Below are 19289 nucleotides of genomic sequence, written 5' to 3'. Positions count from 1 at the left end.
CGAATTCAAAGCCAACCATCATGACCGAACCGACCCAGACGAGCGCCGCTCCTGAACTGGAAGAGAACCAGATCGTCGCCGAGCGTCGCGAGAAATTGCGCGCGCTGCGCGAGCAAGGCATCGCGTATCCGAACGATTTCCGTCCGACGCATCAGGCCGCCGCGCTGCAATCCGAATACGCCGAGTCCGACAAGGAAGCGCTCGAAGCCAATCCGCTTCAGGTGGCACTCGCCGGCCGGATGATGCTGAAGCGCGTGATGGGCAAGGCGAGTTTCGCGACCGTGCAGGACGGCAGCGGCCAGATCCAGTTCTTCATCACGCCAGCGGACGTTGGCGCGGAAGTCTATGACGCCTTCAAGAAGTGGGATCTCGGCGATATCGTCGCGGCGAAAGGCGTGCTGTTTCGCACGAACAAGGGCGAGCTGTCGGTGCGTTGCACGGAGTTGCGGCTGCTGTCAAAGGCGCTGCGTCCGCTGCCCGATAAGTTCCACGGCCTGGCCGACCAGGAAATGCGCTATCGCCAGCGCTACGTCGATCTGATCGTGACGCCAGAAGCGCGCCAGACGTTCATCGCGCGCACGAAGGCGTTCACGTCGATTCGCAATTTCATGGCGCGCGCGAACTTCATGGAAGTCGAGACGCCGATGCTGCATCCGATTCCCGGCGGCGCGGCGGCCAAGCCCTTCGTTACGCATCACAACGCGCTCGACATGCAGATGTTCCTGCGTATCGCACCCGAGCTTTATTTGAAGCGGCTGATCGTCGGCGGCTTCGAGCGCGTGTTCGAGATCAACCGCAATTTCCGGAACGAAGGCGTGTCGCCGCGTCACAATCCGGAATTCACGATGATGGAGTTCTACGCCGCGTACACGGACTACCAGTGGCTAATGGACTTCACCGAAGCGCTGATCCGCGAGGCCGCCATCGACGCGCGCGGCACGGCGTCGATCACGTATCAGGGCCGCGAGCTCGATCTTGCCAAGCCGTTCCATCGCTTGACGATCGTTCAGGCGATTCAGAAATTCGCGCCGCAGTACACCACCGAGCAACTCGCCGATAGCGCGTTTTTGCGTACGGAGCTGAAGAAATTCGGCGTCGATGCAGGACAACCGCAGTTTCTCAACGCGGGCGTCGGCGCGCTGCAACTCGCGCTGTTCGAGGAAACCGCCGAGTCGCAATTGTGGGAGCCGACTTTCATCATCGATTATCCGATCGAGGTGTCGCCGCTGGCGCGCGCGTCGGATACGGTCGACGGCATCACCGAGCGGTTCGAGCTGTTCATCACCGGACGTGAGATCGCGAACGGTTTCTCGGAACTGAACGATCCGGAAGACCAGGCTGCGCGCTTCCAGAAACAAGTCGACCAGAAAGACGCAGGCGACGAAGAAGCGATGTACTACGACGCCGACTACATCCGCGCGCTCGAGTACGGCATGCCTCCGACAGGTGGCTGCGGCATCGGTATCGACCGGCTGGTGATGCTGCTGACCGATAGCCCGAGCATCCGCGACGTGATTCTGTTCCCGCATTTGCGTCGCGAAGACTAACGCTCCCACGCCGCAAGACAGCAAAAACGCGCGCCTGAGGCGCGCGTTTTTTTGCTGGGCATTTGTAACTATCGGTAAGACCTTGACGGCTCGTTCAGGCCGGGATGTGCGCAGAACATGCGTTGGCATCCATCCTGCTTAGAAGAGTAAAACGCAGCACAGGGACTAGTTACAAAATGAAATGCCTGCCAATTCGTTTTCCCTGACACTACCCGATAACGAAATCGAGCCTCGATACGGAGGTTGAACATGGACAACATCAACGATAAATCCGCGACGCCGCGTCGCCTGCATCCTCTGGTTGCGACTGCCGCGGGCGCCGTGATCGTCGCGAGCCTCGCCGCGACGGCCGCCATCACCGGCATCTTCCCGAAGGCGTCGAGCAATCTCGCGCAGAACGGGCAGACGCAATCGGCTGCAGTTTCGACTCAGTCCGCGGTCGGCCCGACTCTGGCTCAGCAGCAAGCGGCGCAACAGCAAGCGGCAGCGCAACAAGCCGCCGCGCAGCAGCAAGCCGAACAACAGCGCGCGGCGCAGCAAGCCGCAGCGCAACAACAGCAACAACTGGCTCAACAAACGCCGGCGCAACCCCAGCCCTCTTACGCGCAAAAACCCGCGTACTGCTCGACCTGCGGCACGGTCGAAGCCATCAGCGCCGTGCGACGCGAAGGACACGGCACAGGCATCGGCGCGGTGGGCGGAGCGGTTGCGGGCGGAGTGGTCGGCAATCAGTTCGGTAGCGGCCACGGCAGAACCGCGATGACCCTGCTCGGCGCGCTCGGCGGTGGTCTCGCGGGCAACTCGGTGGAAAAGCACATCCGCAGCGAGACCGATTACTCGGTGCGCGTTCACATGGAAAACGGCAAGACGCGCTATTTCACCTATCACGAAGCGCCGCCGTTCCAGCAAGGCCAACGCGTTCGCGTGCAGAACGGCGCGCTTGTCGCCGGATAATCCTTAAACCGAAGCCTGAAAAGCAAAACGGCGATTCCTTCGGGAATCGCCGTTTTGCCGCGTCTTGCTTTACACCGCGCCGCGCAAATCAATAATCCGCATCTTCGATCCAGGCCGCCTGGATCGCTTCCAGAATCCTCTCATTCGACGCCTGCGGATCGTCGTCGAAGCCATCCAGTTCGGTGATCCAGCGATGCAGGTCCGTGAAGCGCACATTTTGCGGGTCCACGTCCTGATGCGCATCGGTGAGCGCCATCGCGATGTCCTGCGTGTCTGTCCACTTCATGGGCGTTTCTCCTGTCAGTGATTTTCTTTGGCGTGATTGATGGAGTAGCGCGGGATCTCGACCACCAGATCCTCTTCGGCCGGCACCATCGCCTGACATGATAACCGCGATGTCGGCTCGAGGCCCCAGGCCTTGTCGAGCAGATCGTCCTCGTCTTCCTCCGACGGCACCAGCGCGTTGAACCCTTCCCGGATGATCACGTGGCACGTCGTGCACGCGCACGACTTCTCGCAGGCGTGCTCGATCTCGATGCCGCTATCGAGCAGGTTGTCGCAGATGCTTTTCGACAGATCCGCGTCGATCACGGCGCCGTCCGGGCACAGTTCCACATGAGGCAGTACAACGATTTGAGGCATGAGTCTTTCCGTAGATTCGATGGTTCGATCAGACGTCGTCGAGCTTGCGGCCCGCGAGCGCGCGGCGAATGCTCTTGTTCATCCGGCGCGCGGCGAACTCGTCGGTGGCGACGGCGAGCGCCTTGGTCGCAGTGTCGATCGCGTCGAGGTTGTCCGCGCTCGTGACGGCGGCCAACTCGGCGACGAGGGCGTCGATTTGGGCGCGTTCGTCGTCGTCGAGGAGTTCGGCGTCGGCTTCCAGCGCCGCCTGGGTCGCGTCCACGAGACGCTGTGCATCGACTTGCGCCTCGCGCAGCGCGCGGGCGCGCATGTCGACCTCGGCTGTCTTGAAGCTCTCTTCGAGCATGCGGGCGACGTCGTCGTCGGCGAGACCGTAGGACGGCTTCACCACCACCGACGCCTCCACGCCCGATTCCTGCTCGCGCGCGAAAACGGACAGCAAACCGTCCGCGTCGACCTGGTAAGTCACGCGGATGCGCGCCGCGCCCGCCGCCATCGGCGGGATGCCGCGCAGTTCGAAGCGCGCGAGCGACCGGCAGTCGGCGACGAGCTCGCGCTCGCCCTGCACGACGTGGATCGCCATCGCGGTCTGGCCGTCCTTGAACGTGGTGAAATCCTGCGCGCGCGCGACGGGAATCGTCGAATTGCGCGGGATGATCTTCTCAGTCAGGCCGCCCATCGTCTCGACGCCAAGCGACAGAGGGATCACGTCGAGCAGCAGCCATTCGTCGCCTTCTCCGCGGCGGTTGCCCGCGAGCAGATCGGCCTGGATCGCGGCGCCAAGAGCCACGACCTGATCCGGATCGAGATTCGTGAGCGGCGGCTGGCCGAAATACTGTTCGACCGCGCGCCGGATTACCGGCATGCGCGTGGCGCCGCCGACGAGCACGACGCCCTTGATGTCCGCTGGCGCGACTTTCGCGTCGCGCAGCGCCTTGCGGGTCGGCGCGAGCGTGCGGGCGACGAGCGCGTCGGCGAGCGTCGCGAATTGCGCTTCGGTGATCGTGACGTCGATCCGCTTGCCGTCCGACAACGTGACATCGACGCGCGTCTCGGACGTTTCCGAAAGTGCTTCCTTCGCCGAACGCACGCGATCGAGCAACAGGCGCACATCTTCGGCGGTATTCACGTCGATACCCGCCTCGGCCACTACGTGCCGATAAAGCACGGCGTCGAAATCGTCGCCGCCGAGCGCGGAATCGCCTCCCGCCGCGAGCACTTCAAAGACGCCTTTCGTGAGCTTCAGAATCGACAGATCGAACGTGCCGCCGCCCAGGTCGTACACGGCGTAGAGCCCTTCGGACGCGTTATCCAGCCCGTAGGCGATCGCGGCCGCAGTCGGCTCGTTCAAGAGGCGCAGCACGTTCAGGCCGGCGAGCCGCGCGGCGTCCTTCGTCGCCTGGCGCTGCGCTTCGTCGAAATAGGCGGGCACCGTGATCACCGCGCCGACGAGATCGTCGCCGAGCGTGTCTTCCGCGCGGTAGCGCAGCGTCGCCAGAATTTCCGCCGATACCTCGACCGGGCTCTTCACGCCGTCGATGGTCCGGATCTGCACCATGCCCGGCGCGTCGATGAAGTCGTACGGCGCGTTCTCCGCCCCTTCCACCTCGCTCTTGCCACGCCCCATGAAGCGCTTGACCGACACGATCGTATTGAGCGGATCGAGCGACGCCTCGTCCTTCGCGATCCGGCCGATCCGCCGCCCGCCCTTTTCGAGATAACGCACGACGGACGGCAGCAGCACATGGCCGTCCTCGTCGGGCAGGACTTCGGGCACGCTGTTGCGCACGGCGGCGACCAGCGAGTTGGTCGTCCCGAGATCGATGCCGATCGCCACGCGCCGTTGGTGCGGCGCGGGCGCCATGCCGGGTTCTGAGATTTGCAGTAAAGCCATCGTTGTTTTAGTGGGGGTTATTCGCGCGAGCCGCGCTCACGCGTGTTCGAGCTTTTCGATCTGCGCGCCGGTCTCGCTCGCCACGCGCTCGATGAACATCAACTGGCGCACGGCTTCGCCCGCCGCCTGGTCCGAATGGCTGTCGATCAGCGCCGCGAGCTTGTCGAAGCGGATACGCTCTTCGTCGCGCAGTTCGTCGAGCAGCGCTTCAAGCGCGCCGAGATTCTTCGCAGCGGCCGCGTCCTCGATACTCTCGCGCCATTCCATTTGCTGCATCAGGAACGCGGGTTCCATCGCCGTGTTGTTCTCCGCGCCGACATCGACGCCGCGCAGCGCCAGCATGTAGCGCGCGCGCTTCAGCGGATCGCGCAGCGTTTGATACGCCTCGTTCGTGCGCGTCGCCCATTGCATCGCGATGCGGCGTTGCGCGTCGCCGGCCGCGGCGAAGCGGTCCGGATGCACCTGCGCCTGCACGGTGCGATAGGCGTCGTCGAGCGTGGGTTGATCGACGGCGTAGACCGGCGGCAGATGGAACAGGTCGAAGTGGCTGTCGTTGAGCGTTGCCATGATTTACCCAGTGAGCCGGATGCTTAAAGCAGAACCACAAGTGGGACCACGAAAGAAAAAGGCGGCACATGCCGCCTCTTTGGCCGGTACTCCCGGCGTCAAACGCGAAACGACTCGCCGCAACCGCACTCGTCTTTCGCGTTCGGATTGTTGAAGCGGAAGCCTTCGTTCAACCCTTCGCGCGCGAAGTCGAGCTCGGTGCCGTCGAGATAGGCGAGGCTCTTCGGATCGATGATGATCTTCACGCCCGCCGACTCGAACACCTGGTCTTCCGGCGCGAGTTCGTCGACATACTCGAGCTTGTACGCGAGGCCCGAACAGCCCGTCGTGCGCACGCCCAGACGCAGCCCGACGCCTTTGCCGCGTCGCGCCAGATACTTTTGCACGTGCTGTGCTGCCTTATCCGTCAACGTGATTGCCATAGTCTCTTGTTCTCGCAGCCGCTCGTCCGCCGCTCTTCCCTTTCGGGCTGCGCGGTCGCAAGCTGCGGCCTTGCTTTAAGCATCGATCAATCAAGGGCCTGCCGCCTGGCAAACCCGTCCACTCATTACGCTGCGTGCTGCTTCGCTTCCGCCGATGCCGCTTCCGGAGCCGCCGCGCCATGGCGTTGCTTGTAATCGGCGACCGCTGCCTTGATCGCGTCTTCCGCGAGGATCGAGCAGTGGATCTTCACCGGCGGCAGCGCCAGTTCCTCGGCGATCTGCGTGTTCTTGATCGTGAGCGCCTGGTCGAGCGTCTTGCCCTTCACCCACTCGGTCACGAGCGAGCTGGACGCGATCGCCGAGCCGCAGCCGTACGTCTTGAACTTCGCGTCCTCGATGATGCCGTCTGCGCCCACGCGGATCTGCAGCTTCATCACGTCGCCGCAAGCCGGCGCGCCGACCATGCCCGTGCCGACGGTGTCATCGTCCTTGCCGAACGAGCCGACGTTGCGCGGGTTTTCGTAGTGGTCCAGAACCTTGTCGCTATATGCCATGATTCAAACTCCTTTCGTATTCCGTGTGTGTCTGTCGCGGTCCGGGGCGCTCAGTGCGCGGCCCACTGGATGGTCGAGATATCGATGCCGTCCTTGTGCATTTCCCAGAGCGGCGACAAATCGCGAAGTTTCGCGATCTTGCCCTTCAACAGGTTGATCACGTAGTCGACGTCCTGCTCGGTCGTGAAGCGCCCGACCGTGAAGCGGATCGAGCTGTGCGCGAGTTCGTCGTTGCGGCCGAGCGCGCGCAAGACATACGACGGTTCCAGCGAAGCCGACGTGCAAGCCGATCCCGACGACACCGCCACGTCCTTCACCGCCATGATCAGCGACTCGCCTTCGACGAAATTGAAGCTGATGTTCAGGTTGTGCGGCACGCGCTGCTCCATGTCGCCGTTGACATAGGTTTCCTCGATATCCGAGAGGCCCTTGAGCAGCCGGTCGCGCAGCATGCGGATGCGCTCGTTCTCGGTCGCCATTTCCTCGCGGGCGATGCGAAACGCCTCGCCCATGCCGACGATCTGATGCGGCGCGAGCGTGCCCGAACGCATGCCGCGCTCATGACCGCCGCCGTGCATCTGCGCTTCGATGCGCACGCGCGGCTTGCGGCGCACATACAGCGCGCCGATGCCCTTCGGGCCATACGTCTTGTGCGCCGAGAACGACATCAAGTCGACCTTCAGCTTTTGCAGATCGATCGTGATCTTGCCGGTGGCCTGCGCCGCGTCGACGTGAAAAATGATGCCCTTCTCGCGCGTGATCTCACCAATCGCGGCGACGTCCTGAATCACGCCGATCTCGTTGTTCACGTTCATCACCGAAACGAGGATCGTGTCCGGGCGGATCGCGGCCTTTAGCCTGTCCAGGTCGATGAGACCGTTGTCCTTGACATCCAGATACGTGACTTCGAAGCCTTCGCGTTCCAGTTCGCGGCAGGTGTCGAGCACGGCCTTGTGCTCGGTCTTTACCGTGATGACGTGCTTGCCCTTGCTTTTGTAGAAGTGCGCGGCGCCCTTGATCGCGAGGTTGTCCGACTCCGTTGCGCCCGACGTCCAGATGATCTCGCGCGGATCGCAGTTCACCAGCGCCGCGACGTTCTCGCGCGCTTCCTCGACCGCACGCTCCGCGTCCCATCCGTACTGATGGCTGCGTGACGCCGGATTGCCGAACTGCTCGCGCAGAAACGGAATCATCTTGTCCACCACGCGCGGATCGATCGGCGTCGTCGCGCTGTAATCCATGTAAATGGGCAGGTGGGGGATATCGTTGTTCATCTGTCGCTCCGGATAAATCTGTCAAATGGCGTTGTCATCGACGCATGGCGCATCGGCTCGCACCCGAGAACGAGCGCGCCGGCCGTCAGCCCGCCAGGTTGAAAACGGAATTGGGTCCCTTCGGCGCGACGCGCGCGGCTTCGACGCCCGCGCTCTCGGTGCGCCGGTCGCGCAGCACTGCCGGCGAGCCTTCGCGCGCGCGCTGCTGATCGACGAGATCCTTCAGCGACACGGAATCGAGATACTCGACCATCTTCTGGTTGAGGGTCGCCCAGAGTTCGTGGGTCATGCAATGGCCGTCGTGCTGCTTCGTGCCTTCGCAGGTACCCTTGCCGCCGCACTGAGTGGCGTCGATCGGTTCGTCGACCGCGATGATGATGTCCGCCACCGTGACGTTCTCGGCGCGACGCGCGAGGTTGTAACCGCCGCCCGGCCCGCGGACCGATTCGACGATTTCATGACGCCTCAGCTTGCCGAACAACTGTTCGAGATAGGACAGCGAGATGCGCTGGCGCTGGCTGATGCCGGCCAGCGTCACCGGGCCCTGCTCCTGGCGCAAAGCCAGGTCGATCATCGCCGTGACGGCGAAACGGCCTTTCGTGGTGAGTCTCATAATTGGGGGCTACCGCTAATACTTGAGGATTTTCGTCCAGTATAAATAGCCTACGCTTTTAGTCAAGTATCCATCCCAAAAAATCTATAGGAAGTTACTTAAGGCCGTCCGACGATTCGCTCTAGACGACGAGTTGCGCGCGCAGCGCCTTCAAAAGACCTGCGCAGGCGTCTTCGCACTGGTCGAGGACGCGCTCGAAGCCATCGTCGCCGCCGAAGTACGGATCGACGACGACGCGGCTGTCGTCGCGCGTGGCGAATTCCATCAGCAGACGAATCTTGTCGCCGTGCTCCGACGGACAGATTTCGCCGAGCGCGGCGGCATTGGCGTCGTCCATCGCGATCAGGAGGTCGAAGCGCGCGAAGTCGGCAGCGGCGATCTGGCGGCCGCGCAGCGTCGAGAGATCGTAGCCGCGGCGCTGTGCGGCGCGCTGGGCGCGCTCGTCGGGCGGCTGGCCGATGTGCCAGTCGCCGGTGCCGGCTGAATCGACGACGATCCGGTCGCCGAGCTTCGCCTCCGCCACCAGATGCAGCATCACCGCCTCCGCGCTCGGCGAGCGGCAGATGTTGCCCAGACAGACGAAGCAGACGGCGATCGAGTTCATTCGGTTGGAGAGGAGGCTGCGTCGGTTGTCAGGTGCTGCGCGGGCCGCGTGCGATCCGGCCCTGCTTGCGGTTGCCGCGAATTATACAAAGAGTCGGAAAAATCTGCCCTGTTGGCCTACGCACGCTCGCTTAGAGGACGCGCGCTGACGGTGCTTCGTGCGGCATCGGAGTCGCGGGCATCCAGTCGCCGTCCGGCTCGACGTAACCGAACGACACCGCGCGCGCCAGCTCGGCGCTGACGGTCGCGGCGGTCGTCATCTCGCGCGGCGCGGCGGCAGGCTCGGCGGCGCCCATTGCGTGCATGTACGCGGCAAGCGCGATCGGGACGAGGATCGCGATGGGCCAGTAGGTCGCTATTGTCTTTTTCATTGGATACCCCTGCTTCTGGGTCGCGTGGCCAAAGGGAAAGGCGCACTTATCGACGCTTCGAAGTTTACGGGTTTCCCCGTATCTCATAAATACACCTGTAAGCAAAGGTATGTTGCGTTGGGAACAACAAGCCCTTGCGGCACGGTCGATGCGGAGATAATCCCAACCGACCGTCATAAAGGCTTACAAACTTTTCGCGACACCGCATCCCGGCGGGTGTCTTATTAACCAATCGGTCAACGTTTGTTCCCATACATCATGAAACTCGCAGTCGCAGGACTTGTTGTCGCGTCGTCGGCCCTACTGGGCGGGTGCGCGGTTTATCCGGACGGCACGCCCGCCTACGGCGGCGGCTATCCGGCCGGTTACGATCCCGGCTATCCGGCGTATGGGTATGGCGCGCCCGCCGTGGTGCAGTCCGGCGTGTACGTCGGCGGCGGGAGCTATTACGGGCCGGGGTATTACGGCGGGCCGCCGCCGCGCCGGTATTGGGATGATGGTCCCGGATATCGTCGTGGCGGCGGGGGTTACTACGGTGGCGACAATTATCACGGCCGTGGTGGCGGCGGTGGTGGAAACGGCGGCGGGAATGGCGGTGGAAATCACGGCGGACCTCCACCTGGACAGCAGGCAGGCGGTGGTGGCGGTGGCGGACAAGGCGGACCGCAAGCCGGAGGCGGCCGGCCGCCTCCGGTCGCTGTCGGCGGGCCGGCGCCTAGCCGTCCGAATGTCGCGCCGCCTCCTGTTCAGCGTGGCAATGGCGGAGGAAATCAAGGCAACGGCGGAAACGGAGGCGGCGGTAACCGAGGCAATTCGCAGCGTCAGTCGGGGCCCTTCGGCGGCTGACCACGTCGTGTCGCATGAAAAAAACCGCGCGAGACACAAAAGGTCTCGCGCGGTTTTTATACGCCCGCGTATCACCCGATGTGCGATCTCTGCGCCTTATATAACTCGCGAAACGTCCTTCCGACCGGAGCTGGCAAATCGCGCGTATTCGTCCACCCTCCGCCGAGCGGCATCCGCGAAATCGCTTTCTTGCTGCCGCCCATGCGCTCGAGAATCCGCACGGATAGCTTGGTGAACAGCGCATACCAGTCGGGATGCAGCGCGAGAAAACCCCAAACGGCGAGCGCCACGCGTTCGTTCCGCGGCCGCAGACGCCGCTCCACCTGTTTCTCCCGGAGCTTGCGCAGAAGGTCCGAAAGCGGAATTCCCACAGGACACACGCTGTTGCACTCACCGCAGAGCGTCGCGGCCTGCGGCAGATCGAGGGCGCGATCGATGCCGACATAAGCCGGCGTCAATACCGACCCCATCGGCCCGGGATAGACCCAACCATAAGCATGTCCGCCGATCTTCTGATACACCGGACAGTGGTTCATGCACGCACCGCAGCGGATGCAGCGCAGCATCTCCTGAAACTCCCCGCCGACGAGTCCGGTCCGCCCGCCGTCGACGAGCACGAAGTACATATGCTCCGGCCCGTCCAGCTCGCCCTCGGCGCCCGGCCCGGTCAGCAGCGAAAAATAGTTCGACATCGTCTGCCCGGTTGCCGAGCGGGGCAAAAGACGCATCGCGGTTGCGAGATCTTCGAGCGTCGGCAGCACCTTTTCGATGCCCGTCACCGCGACGTGTACGCGCGGCATCACCGTGCACATGCCTTCGTTGCCCTCGTTCGTGACGACCGCGACCGACCCGGTCTCCGCGATCACGAAATTGCCGCCCGTCACGCCCATGTCTGCGGACATGAAGTGCGGCCGCAGCACCTCGCGCGCCTCACGCGTCATGTCGGGGATATCGGTCAGACGCGGCTTGCCGTGCGTCTTGGCGAAAAGATCGGCGATCTGCTCCTTGTCCTTGTGGACGACGGGCGCAATGATGTGGCTCGGCGGCTCGTTGTCGTTGATCTGAAGGATGTACTCGCCGAGGTCCGTCTCGATCGACTGCACGCCCATCTCGCCGAGCACGCGGTTCAGTTGCATCTCCTCCGACACCATCGACTTCGTCTTGATGACCTTTCTCACGTCGTGCTTCCGTGCGATGTCCGCGACGAGCCGCGCCGCGTCCTGCGTCGATTCGGCGTAGAGCACGGTCGCGCCGCGGCGCGTGGCCTCGCGCTCGAAGGTTTCGAGCCACACGTCGAGATTCTCGATCGCGCGGTTGCGGCGTTCTTTCAGCGCGGCGCGCGTCGCTTCGAAGTCGATCGCGGTGATCGCGCTCGCGCGGGCGCTGACGAATTTCGTCGAGAGTTTCGTGAGGTTCTGCTGCAAGCGCTCATCGGCGAGCTTGCTGCCCGCGCGCGCCTTGAAATGCATCGTCTGAACTTGCATCGTCGCTCCGTGATTCAGGCGTCGCCTGCGAGGACTTGCGCGATGTGCAGCACGCGCGTCGTGGTGTCGCCGGTGCGACGCAGGCGCCCCTCTATGTTCAGCATGCAGCCGAGATCACCGAGTACGACGGCGTTCGCCCCGCTTTCGCGGATGTTCGCGCATTTTTCGTCGACGATTGCCGTCGAGATCGCGCCGTACTTTACCGCGAACGTGCCGCCGAAGCCACAGCAGTGCTCGCAGCCCTTCATCTCTGTGACCGGCACGCCAGCTTGCGCGAGCAACGCGCGCGGCTGCGCCTTGACGCCGAGTTCGCGCAGGCCCGAGCAGGAATCATGATAGGTCACGCCACCTTCGAACACGCCCGCTTCGAGCTCCACCTTGGCGACCGTGACGAGGAAATCGGTCAGTTCGAAGACGCGCGGCTGCACGCGCGCGTAACGGCTCTTCAACTCGGGATCGTCGCGAAAAAGATCGCCGTAATGCGCGCGGATCATCCCTCCGCACGATCCCGACGGCACGACCACGTAATCGAACTGCTCGAATTCGCGCAGGGTCTTTTCGGCGAGATCGCGGGCGAGCGGCCGGTCGCCGGAGTTATAGGCCGGCTGGCCGCAGCAGGTCTGCGCAGGCGGCACGATCACTTCAAAGCCCGCCTTCTCGATCAGCTTGATGACGGAAAAACCGATCTCCGGGCGCATCAGGTCGATGAGACAAGTGACGAACAAACCGACTCGCATGGGGATTTCTCTCCTGAATTTCTCGCCGATTATCCGCGATTAACTCGACTGCGCGAGCCTCCCCTGCGAAAAAGGGCCGGAAGCGGCTCAAGTCGAAGCACGCCATCTCAATTTCGCTTTTTTCACATTATGAGATACAATTGCGCTTCCGCTGTTTGACGCGTCAACCGATTTTCCACGATGAGCGATACGAACCCGGAATCCAAAACCTCCATCCAGGTCATCGAGCGCATGATGCGTCTCCTCGATGCCCTCGCCGCGCACACCGATCCCGTCAGCCTCAAGGAACTCTCGCAGAGCACGGAGCTGCATCCGTCGACCGCGCACCGCATCCTGAACGACATGGTGCTGTGCCGGCTCGTCGACCGCTCGGACCCGGGCACGTACCGGCTCGGCATGCGGCTGCTCGAACTCGGCAACCTGGTGAAGGCACGGCTCTCGGTGCGCGAAGCCGCGATGCCGCCGATGCGCGAACTGCACCGGCAGACGGGGCAGACGGTGAACCTGTCGGTGCGTCAGGGCGACGAGATCGTCTATATAGAGCGCGCGTATTCGGAGCGCTCGGGCATGCAGGTCGTGCGTGCGATCGGCGGGCGGGCGCCGCTGCATCTGACCTCGGTGGGCAAGCTCTTTCTCGCCGCCGACGAAGCCTCGCGCGTGCGCGCCTACGCCACGCGCACGGGCCTCTCGGGGCATACGCAGAACAGCATCACCGATCTCGCGAAGCTCGAGCGCGAGCTGACCTTCGTGCGCCAGCAGGCCTGCGCGCGCGATAACGAGGAACTGGAACTGGGCGTACGCTGCATCGCCGCCGGCATTTACGACGATACGGGGCGGCTCGTGGCGGGACTGTCGCTATCGGCGCCGGCTGATCGTCTGCAGGACGCGTGGCTCAAGCAACTGAGCCATACGGCGCTCGAAATTTCGCAGTCGCTCGGGTATCGGCCGGATCAGGGTTCGGATTCGCAGCAGCGCTGAAAAGCGCCGATCCAAGAAAAAACCGGATTCATCTCACGATGAATCCGGTTTTTTTATGCGCAGTGGCCTAAAAGATCAGGCGCCGCCGCCTGCGTCGGCGCTGGTGATGCGCGGCTCGCCGGCCGTATCGAGATACGAGCGGATGCGGCCCGCGTCGGCGAAGCGCGAATACTTGCCCGACGAATCGAGCAGCACCATCACGACCGGACGGCCGTTGATCGTCGCCTGCATCACGAGGCACTCGCCCGCTTCGTTGATGAAGCCTGTCTTCTGCAAGCCGATATCCCACGTCGGATTACGGATCAGCGCGTTCGTCGAGCGGTAGGCGATGTTGCGCTTGCCCGTGTAGACGTCGTAGCTCGTGTCGGTCGAGAAGCGGCGGATCAGCGGATATTGATACGCGGCGTTGACCATCTTCACGAGGTCGCGCGCGCTCGACACGTTCAGACTCGTCAAGCCCGTGGAGTTCTCGAAGTGCGTGTCAGTCATGCCGAGCGACTTCGCCTTCGCGTTCATCGCGGCGATGAAGCCGGGGCGGCCGTTCGCGTAATAGCGCGACAACGCCGCTGCCGCGCGATTTTCCGACGCCATCAACGCGATATGCAGCATGTCCTCGCGATTCAGCACCGAGCCGACCGCGAGCCGCGAGCCGGTATATTTCTCGTAGTCGCGGTCTTCGTCGGTGACCATGAGTTCGTCGGTGAGCGGCTCGCGCGAATCGAGCACGACCATCGCTGTCATGAGCTTGGTGATCGATGCGATCGGCACGACGGCGCGCGAGTTCTTGTCGAAGAGCGTTTCCTGTGTGTTCTGATCGACGACGTACGCAACGCTCGAGCGCAGCGCGAGGCTGTCCGGCGTCTCATGCAGGCCGAACGCCTGGCCGACGGTCGGCGTGCGCGGCTGGTACGCGACCGCGTGCACGGCGCTACGGCGGCTGTGCGGGTCCATTTTGTAGCTGACGCGGCGTTTGCGCGATGCGCGCGGGGCGTCATCGTCGTCGTTGGCGGCTGCTACTTTCGCGGCCTTGGCCGGCGCGGGCGCACGCAGCTTGGCGGTCTTGGTGCCTTGAACTTTGGGTGATTCCGCTGTGGAGGGGGACTTGCTGGCTTTCTTGGCCGCGGATTTCGATTGCGCCGCGGTCTTGGCGAAGGCTTCGCCGGGCATTGCCGCAAAGGAGGTCGCCACGGCGACGGACACCGCGACCGACATCACGGTGCGTAGCGCCACGCCTTGCATCACCTTTAGCGGCGAAAACATTTCGGTTTTCATTAGTGTTCTGTTCTGGGAGCGGCGTGAGAGTACCGCAAGTGTAGTAAAGCTGCGAAATTTAAGCAATATTAAGCACTTATCGACGCTCTTTAAACCGAGTTGTAAGCCTCGATTGCAAAAACACAATAAGGTTCTGTATGTTGATCGTCAAAAACGATCGTGATACGGAAATTTGTTCGCCGATTTGCGCAGACGCCTTGCGGGCTTTCCAGGCATATCGGCAATTAATTCTGAATCTTTAGTGAAATGTCGACTCTGCGGTCTCCGAAACCGTTTCGCGCGCAATCGATGATTGTCGGAAATGGCTGGAACGCGTGTCGCCGAACGGCAACGGGCGTTTCGACTAAGACGAAATGTTAACGTTCCTTGAACAATTTTGGTTTACGGCGCCATCCTAAAAAGCCGGCTTGCCGCGGCGGCGAGTTGAATCGTGTGGAGGTGGATTTCGACCGTGTCGTCGATGTTGCGTCCGTAGCCGCCCGCCATCGCGATCGCCACCGGCAAGTTGCGGGCCGTCGCGGCATCGAACACGAGTTGGTCGCGGCGCGCGAGGCCGTCGAAGGTCAGCGAAAGACGGCCGAGACGGTCACCCGCGTGCGGATCGGCGCCTGCCAGGTAGATGATCAACATCGGTTCGACGCGCTCGAACATCGTCGCGAGCGCGCGGGAAAGCGCGTCGGCGTAGGCATCGTCATCGCAGCCGTCGGGGAGCGCGACGTCGAGGTCGCTCGTTTCCTTCGAAAACGGATAGTTCGACTCACCGTGCAGCGACAGTGTGAAAACGCTCGGGTCGCCGCGGAAGATCGATGCCGTGCCGTTGCCCTGATGTACGTCGAGATCGACGATGGCGATCTGCGCGCGGCCGCCCTGCCCGCGCGCGTCGTCCTGCATCGTGCGGGCGGCGACGGCGGCGTCGTTGAACACGCAAAAGCCCGCGCCGTGCGCCGCGTACGAATGATGCGTGCCGCCCGCGAGATTAACCGCGAAGCCATCGGTGAGCGCGGCGCGACACGCGGCAATCGTCGCGCCGACTGACCGCCGCGAGCGCTCCACCATCTCGGGCGACCACGGAAAGCCGATTTCGCGCTGCTCGCGGGCATCGAGCGCGCCCGTCGCGACCCGTTCGACATAGTCCGCACGATGCACGCGCACGAGTTCGCTGTCGCTCGCGATAGGCGCCTCGTGCAGCGCTACGCCAAGCAACTCGGCCTCCACACGCTCCCGCAGCAAACGATATTTCTGCATCGGAAAGCGATGGCCGACCGGGAGTGGCAACACAAAACGGTCACTATAAAATGCTCTCATCACGTCCTGGGCAGGTTCTCAGACGCCCGATCGTAGCATCGGAACCGTCCTGTATTCCTTGTCCCGTCTTGGTGCATACGGGTTTTCCCGTAGTCGCGCTGAGAACCCGTCCCCACATATAAGCCTTTGTTTAACAAATAAATTAGCCATTTTGTGCAGCGCAACAAAAAGCGCTTGACACGCTTAGGAATTTGGCTAAAATAAGCTTCATGTTGCGACGCACCAATCGCACTTGCTTCATCCGGTAGCCGGATTTCCGGCTACCGTCACAAAACCACGACCCGCGCGCTGCTGGGTCGGCTTTCAGGAGTGTGATATGACCCTGTTGACCCCCGAACAAATCGCCGCCGCACAAAAAGCTCAATTCGACACGCTCTTCGGCCTGACGAACAAGGCATTCGAAGGCATCGAAAAGCTGGTTGAACTGAACCTGCAAGTCGTGAAGTCGACGCTCGCAGAAAGCCAGGAAAACACGCAACGCGCCCTGTCGGTCAAGGACGCGCAAGAACTGCTCTCGCTGCAAGCCAGCCTGACGCAGCCGGTCGCCGAGAAGGTTCTCTCGTATGGCCGTCACCTGTATGAAATCGCATCGGCCACGCAAGCTGAATTCGCCCGCGTCGCTGAAGCGCAATACGAAGAGCAAAACCGCAAGGTGCAAACGCTCGTCGACAACGTCGCGAAGAACGCACCGGCAGGCTCGGAAACGGCTGTCGCCGTGATGAAGTCGGCGATCACCGCTGCCAACACCACGTACGAAACGGTTCACAAGGCAACGAAGCAAGCTGTCGAAATCGCTGAAAGCAACTTCAACGCAGCCGCTACGGCCGCCACGAAGGCCGCTACGCAGGCGACCGAGCAAGCTACCCGCACCGCCAAGAAGTCGGTTGCCTAAGGTATTAGCCTGATTCAAAAAAACCGGCTTCGGCCGGTTTTTTTGTGTCTTCGGACTTCGCTTCACGCGATAAAAAACGGCGCACCCCCTAGAAGGTGGCCGTTTTTGCGTTGCCGCGCCGAAAACTTACTTCTTTTTCTGCGGCGGCAGGTCGGTACAAACGCCTTCGTACAGCTCCGCGGCCATGCCGATCGATTCGCCGAGCGTCGGGTGCGGATGGATCGTCTTGCCGATGTCCGTCGCGTCCGCGCCCATTTCGACCGCCAGACACACTTCGCTGATCAGATCGCCCGCGTTCAGCCCGACGATCCCGCCACCGATCACGCGATGCGTCTCTTCGTCGAAGATCAGCTTGGTGAAGCCTTCGTCGCGGCCGTTGGCGATCGCCCGGCCCGATGCGGCCCACGGGAACACCGCCTTGCCGTACTTGATGCCCTGCGCCTTGCACTCGTCTTCAGTCTTGCCGGCCCACGCCACTTCCGGATCGGTGTAGGCCACCGACGGAATCTGGATCGCGTCGAAATACGCCTTCTCGCCGTGCGCCACTTCCGCCGCGACGTGCGCCTCGTGCACCGCCTTGTGTGCAAGCATCGGCTGGCCGACGAGATCGCCGATCGCGAAGATGTGCGGCACGTTGGTGCGCAACTGCTTGTCGACGTTGATGAAGCCGCGCTCCGTCACCGCGACGCCCGCCTTGTCCGCACCGATCTTGCCGCCGTTCGGGCTGCGCCCCACCGCGACGAGCACGAGGTCGTAGCGCTGCGCTTCGGCCGGGGCCTTCTCGCCTTCGAACGACACGTAGATGCCGTCGTCCTTCGCTTCGGCCTTGGTCGTCTTGGTCTTGAGCATGAAGTTCGCGAAGCGCTTCGCGTTGTACTTCTCCCAGACCTTCACGAGATCGCGGTCGGCGCCCGTCATCAGGCCGTCGAGCATTTCGACCACGTCGATCTGCGAGCCGAGCGCCGCGTACACCGTCGCCATTTCGAGACCGATGATGCCGCCGCCGATCACGAGCATGCGCTTCGGAATCTGGCGTAGTTCGAGCGCGCCGGTCGAATCGACGACGCGCGGGTCTTCCGGCATGAACGGCAGCTTCACCGCTTGCGACCCCGCCGCGATGATCGCTTTCGCGAACTTCACGACTTTCTTGCCATCGGCGGTAGCGACTTCCATGTGGTTCGGATCGACGAACGTACCGACGCCGTTGACCACCTGCACCTTGCGCGCCTTCGCCATGCCGGCGAGGCCGCCGGTCAGCTTCTTGACGACGCCTTCCTTGAAGCCGCGCAGCTTGTCGAGATCGACCGACGGCGCGCCGAACGTGATGCCGTGGTGTTCGAGCGCTTTCGCTTCATCGAGCACGAGCGCCGTGTGCAGCAACGCCTTCGACGGAATGCAGCCGACGTTCAGGCACACGCCGCCGAGCGTCGCGTAGCGTTCCACGAGCACGGTCTTCATGCCGAGGTCGGCCGAGCGGAACGCGGCGGAATAGCCGCCGGGGCCTGCGCCGAGCACGAGCATGTCGCATTCGAAGTCGGCTGCGCCCGAGTAGCTGCCGGCCTTCGGCGCGGGCGCGGCCGGCGCCGCGGCTGCTTGCGGCGCGGCTTGTTGGGGCTTGGTTTCGGCGGCAGAAGCTGCGCCGCCGCCCGCGCCTTCGAGCGTCAGGATGACGACGCCTTCCGACACGTTGTCGCCGATCTTGACCTTCAGTTCCTTGACGGTTCCGGCGGCGGGCGACGGCACGTCCATCGTGGCCTTGTCGGATTCGAGCGTGACGAGCGACTGCTCCTTCTCGACGGTATCGCCCGGCTTGACGTGGATTTCGATGACCGGGATATCGGAGAAATCGCCGATGTCCGGTACTTTCACGTCCTGCGTGCCGCCACCGCCGGCGGGTTTCGCGGCGGGTGCTTCCTTGGGCGCTTCGGCCTTCGGAGCGGGGGCGGCGGCGCTCGCGCCTTCGGTTTCAATCATTGCGATGACCGAACCTTGCGATACTTTGTCACCGGCTTTGACCTTCACTTCCTTGATGGTGCCTGCGACGTCGGCGGGCACTTCCATCGTGGCCTTGTCGGTTTCGAGGGTGATGACGCCTTGTTCTTTTTCGATGGCGTCGCCGGCTTTGATATTGACTTCGATGACATCGACGTCAGTGAAGTCGCCGATATCGGGTACTTTTAGTTCGACGAGACTCATGTTGTCCCCTAAAGATGTAGCGGAGAGAACCGACCTTAAGCAACGAGCGTGGTGATCGGTTCTGCCGTCGGCAGACTCGCCTTTCTTTGCCTACTTTCTTTGGCGATAGCCAAAGCAAGTAAGTCCCGCCCCGGACAG

At 62.9% G+C, this 19289-nt stretch carries 20 protein-coding genes; 5 read left to right on the top strand and 15 right to left on the bottom strand.

Features of this window, described 5'->3' with window-relative positions:
* Positions 1–20 precede the first annotated feature (20 nt).
* Positions 21–1547 (top strand): lysine--tRNA ligase, encoded by a 1527-nt coding sequence (gene lysS, locus AWB67_RS15725; protein WP_087657178.1) that lies wholly within the window; start codon positions 21–23, stop codon positions 1545–1547.
* Between the two features lie 249 nt (positions 1548–1796).
* Positions 1797–2501, top strand: a complete 705-nt coding sequence (locus tag AWB67_RS15720; protein ID WP_087657177.1) for a glycine zipper 2TM domain-containing protein — start codon at positions 1797–1799, stop codon at positions 2499–2501.
* Positions 2502–2589: 88 nt separating this feature from the next.
* On the opposite strand, the gene iscX is transcribed toward AWB67_RS15720, so the two are convergent.
* From iscX to AWB67_RS15670, 10 genes are all read right to left on the bottom strand, one after another.
* Complete coding sequence (gene iscX / locus AWB67_RS15715) at positions 2590–2787, bottom strand: Fe-S cluster assembly protein IscX (RefSeq protein WP_087657176.1); 198 nt, start codon at positions 2785–2787, stop codon at positions 2590–2592.
* A gap of 14 nt (positions 2788–2801) precedes the next feature.
* Positions 2802–3143 (bottom strand): ISC system 2Fe-2S type ferredoxin, encoded by a 342-nt coding sequence (gene fdx / locus AWB67_RS15710; protein WP_087657175.1) that lies wholly within the window; start codon positions 3141–3143, stop codon positions 2802–2804.
* 28 nt (positions 3144–3171) lie between these two features.
* Positions 3172–5037 carry a Fe-S protein assembly chaperone HscA gene (gene hscA / locus AWB67_RS15705; protein ID WP_087657174.1) on the bottom strand — a complete coding sequence of 622 codons (1866 nt, stop codon included), beginning with the start codon at positions 5035–5037 and terminating at the stop codon, positions 3172–3174.
* Between the two features lie 36 nt (positions 5038–5073).
* Positions 5074–5604, bottom strand: a complete 531-nt coding sequence (hscB, locus tag AWB67_RS15700) for a Fe-S protein assembly co-chaperone HscB (RefSeq protein WP_087657173.1) — start codon at positions 5602–5604, stop codon at positions 5074–5076.
* 98 nt (positions 5605–5702) lie between these two features.
* Complete coding sequence (gene iscA / locus AWB67_RS15695; protein ID WP_035937934.1) at positions 5703–6026, bottom strand: iron-sulfur cluster assembly protein IscA; 324 nt, start codon at positions 6024–6026, stop codon at positions 5703–5705.
* 125 nt (positions 6027–6151) lie between these two features.
* Positions 6152–6580 carry a Fe-S cluster assembly scaffold IscU gene (iscU, locus tag AWB67_RS15690; RefSeq protein ID WP_087657172.1) on the bottom strand — a complete coding sequence of 143 codons (429 nt, stop codon included), beginning with the start codon at positions 6578–6580 and terminating at the stop codon, positions 6152–6154.
* A 50-nt stretch (positions 6581–6630) separates the two neighbouring features.
* Entirely contained in the window at positions 6631–7854 is a 1224-nt protein-coding gene (locus AWB67_RS15685; protein ID WP_087657171.1) for an IscS subfamily cysteine desulfurase, read from the bottom strand.
* Between the two features lie 85 nt (positions 7855–7939).
* Positions 7940–8467: a Fe-S cluster assembly transcriptional regulator IscR gene (gene iscR, locus AWB67_RS15680; RefSeq protein WP_087657170.1), complete on the bottom strand. Its 528-nt coding sequence runs from the start codon at positions 8465–8467 to the stop codon at positions 7940–7942.
* Between the two features lie 121 nt (positions 8468–8588).
* Entirely contained in the window at positions 8589–9071 is a 483-nt protein-coding gene (locus AWB67_RS15675; RefSeq protein ID WP_087657169.1) for a low molecular weight protein-tyrosine-phosphatase, read from the bottom strand.
* 130 nt (positions 9072–9201) lie between these two features.
* Positions 9202–9441 carry a hypothetical protein gene (locus AWB67_RS15670; RefSeq protein ID WP_087657168.1) on the bottom strand — a complete coding sequence of 80 codons (240 nt, stop codon included), beginning with the start codon at positions 9439–9441 and terminating at the stop codon, positions 9202–9204.
* A 258-nt stretch (positions 9442–9699) separates the two neighbouring features.
* Here AWB67_RS15670 and AWB67_RS15665 point away from each other — a divergent pair, with 258 nt between their 5' ends.
* A complete protein-coding gene (locus AWB67_RS15665; RefSeq protein WP_087657167.1) occupies positions 9700–10287 on the top strand; it encodes a hypothetical protein in 588 nt (195 codons plus the stop codon).
* A 71-nt stretch (positions 10288–10358) separates the two neighbouring features.
* Here AWB67_RS15665 and AWB67_RS15660 read toward each other — a convergent pair whose 3' ends face one another.
* Entirely contained in the window at positions 10359–11771 is a 1413-nt protein-coding gene (locus tag AWB67_RS15660; protein ID WP_087657166.1) for a lactate utilization protein B, read from the bottom strand.
* A 14-nt stretch (positions 11772–11785) separates the two neighbouring features.
* Positions 11786–12508, bottom strand: a complete 723-nt coding sequence (locus AWB67_RS15655; protein WP_087657165.1) for a (Fe-S)-binding protein — start codon at positions 12506–12508, stop codon at positions 11786–11788.
* 180 nt (positions 12509–12688) lie between these two features.
* On the opposite strand from AWB67_RS15655, the gene AWB67_RS15650 reads away from it, so the two are divergent.
* Entirely contained in the window at positions 12689–13486 is a 798-nt protein-coding gene (locus tag AWB67_RS15650) for an IclR family transcriptional regulator (RefSeq protein WP_087657164.1), read from the top strand.
* A gap of 75 nt (positions 13487–13561) precedes the next feature.
* On the opposite strand, the gene pbpG is transcribed toward AWB67_RS15650, so the two are convergent.
* On the bottom strand, positions 13562–14758 hold the full coding sequence (gene pbpG, locus AWB67_RS15645) for a D-alanyl-D-alanine endopeptidase (protein WP_125477605.1): 1197 nt from the start codon (positions 14756–14758) through the stop codon (positions 13562–13564).
* Positions 14759–15139: 381 nt separating this feature from the next.
* The gene (locus tag AWB67_RS15640; RefSeq protein WP_087657162.1) at positions 15140–16063 is read right to left on the bottom strand and encodes a histone deacetylase family protein; all 924 of its coding nucleotides are present in this window, start codon (positions 16061–16063) and stop codon (positions 15140–15142) included.
* Positions 16064–16379: 316 nt separating this feature from the next.
* Here AWB67_RS15640 and AWB67_RS15635 point away from each other — a divergent pair, with 316 nt between their 5' ends.
* Positions 16380–16955: a phasin family protein gene (locus AWB67_RS15635; protein WP_087657161.1), complete on the top strand. Its 576-nt coding sequence runs from the start codon at positions 16380–16382 to the stop codon at positions 16953–16955.
* Positions 16956–17081: 126 nt separating this feature from the next.
* On the opposite strand, the gene lpdA is transcribed toward AWB67_RS15635, so the two are convergent.
* Entirely contained in the window at positions 17082–19151 is a 2070-nt protein-coding gene (gene lpdA / locus AWB67_RS15630) for a dihydrolipoyl dehydrogenase (RefSeq protein ID WP_087657160.1), read from the bottom strand.
* Positions 19152–19289: the final 138 nt, after the last annotated feature.

Origin of the sequence: Caballeronia terrestris, assembly GCF_001544515.1 — a bacterium.
In the GTDB taxonomy this organism is placed as follows: domain Bacteria; phylum Pseudomonadota; class Gammaproteobacteria; order Burkholderiales; family Burkholderiaceae; genus Caballeronia; species Caballeronia terrestris.
This window is presented reverse-complemented; position numbering and strand designations above follow the sequence as displayed.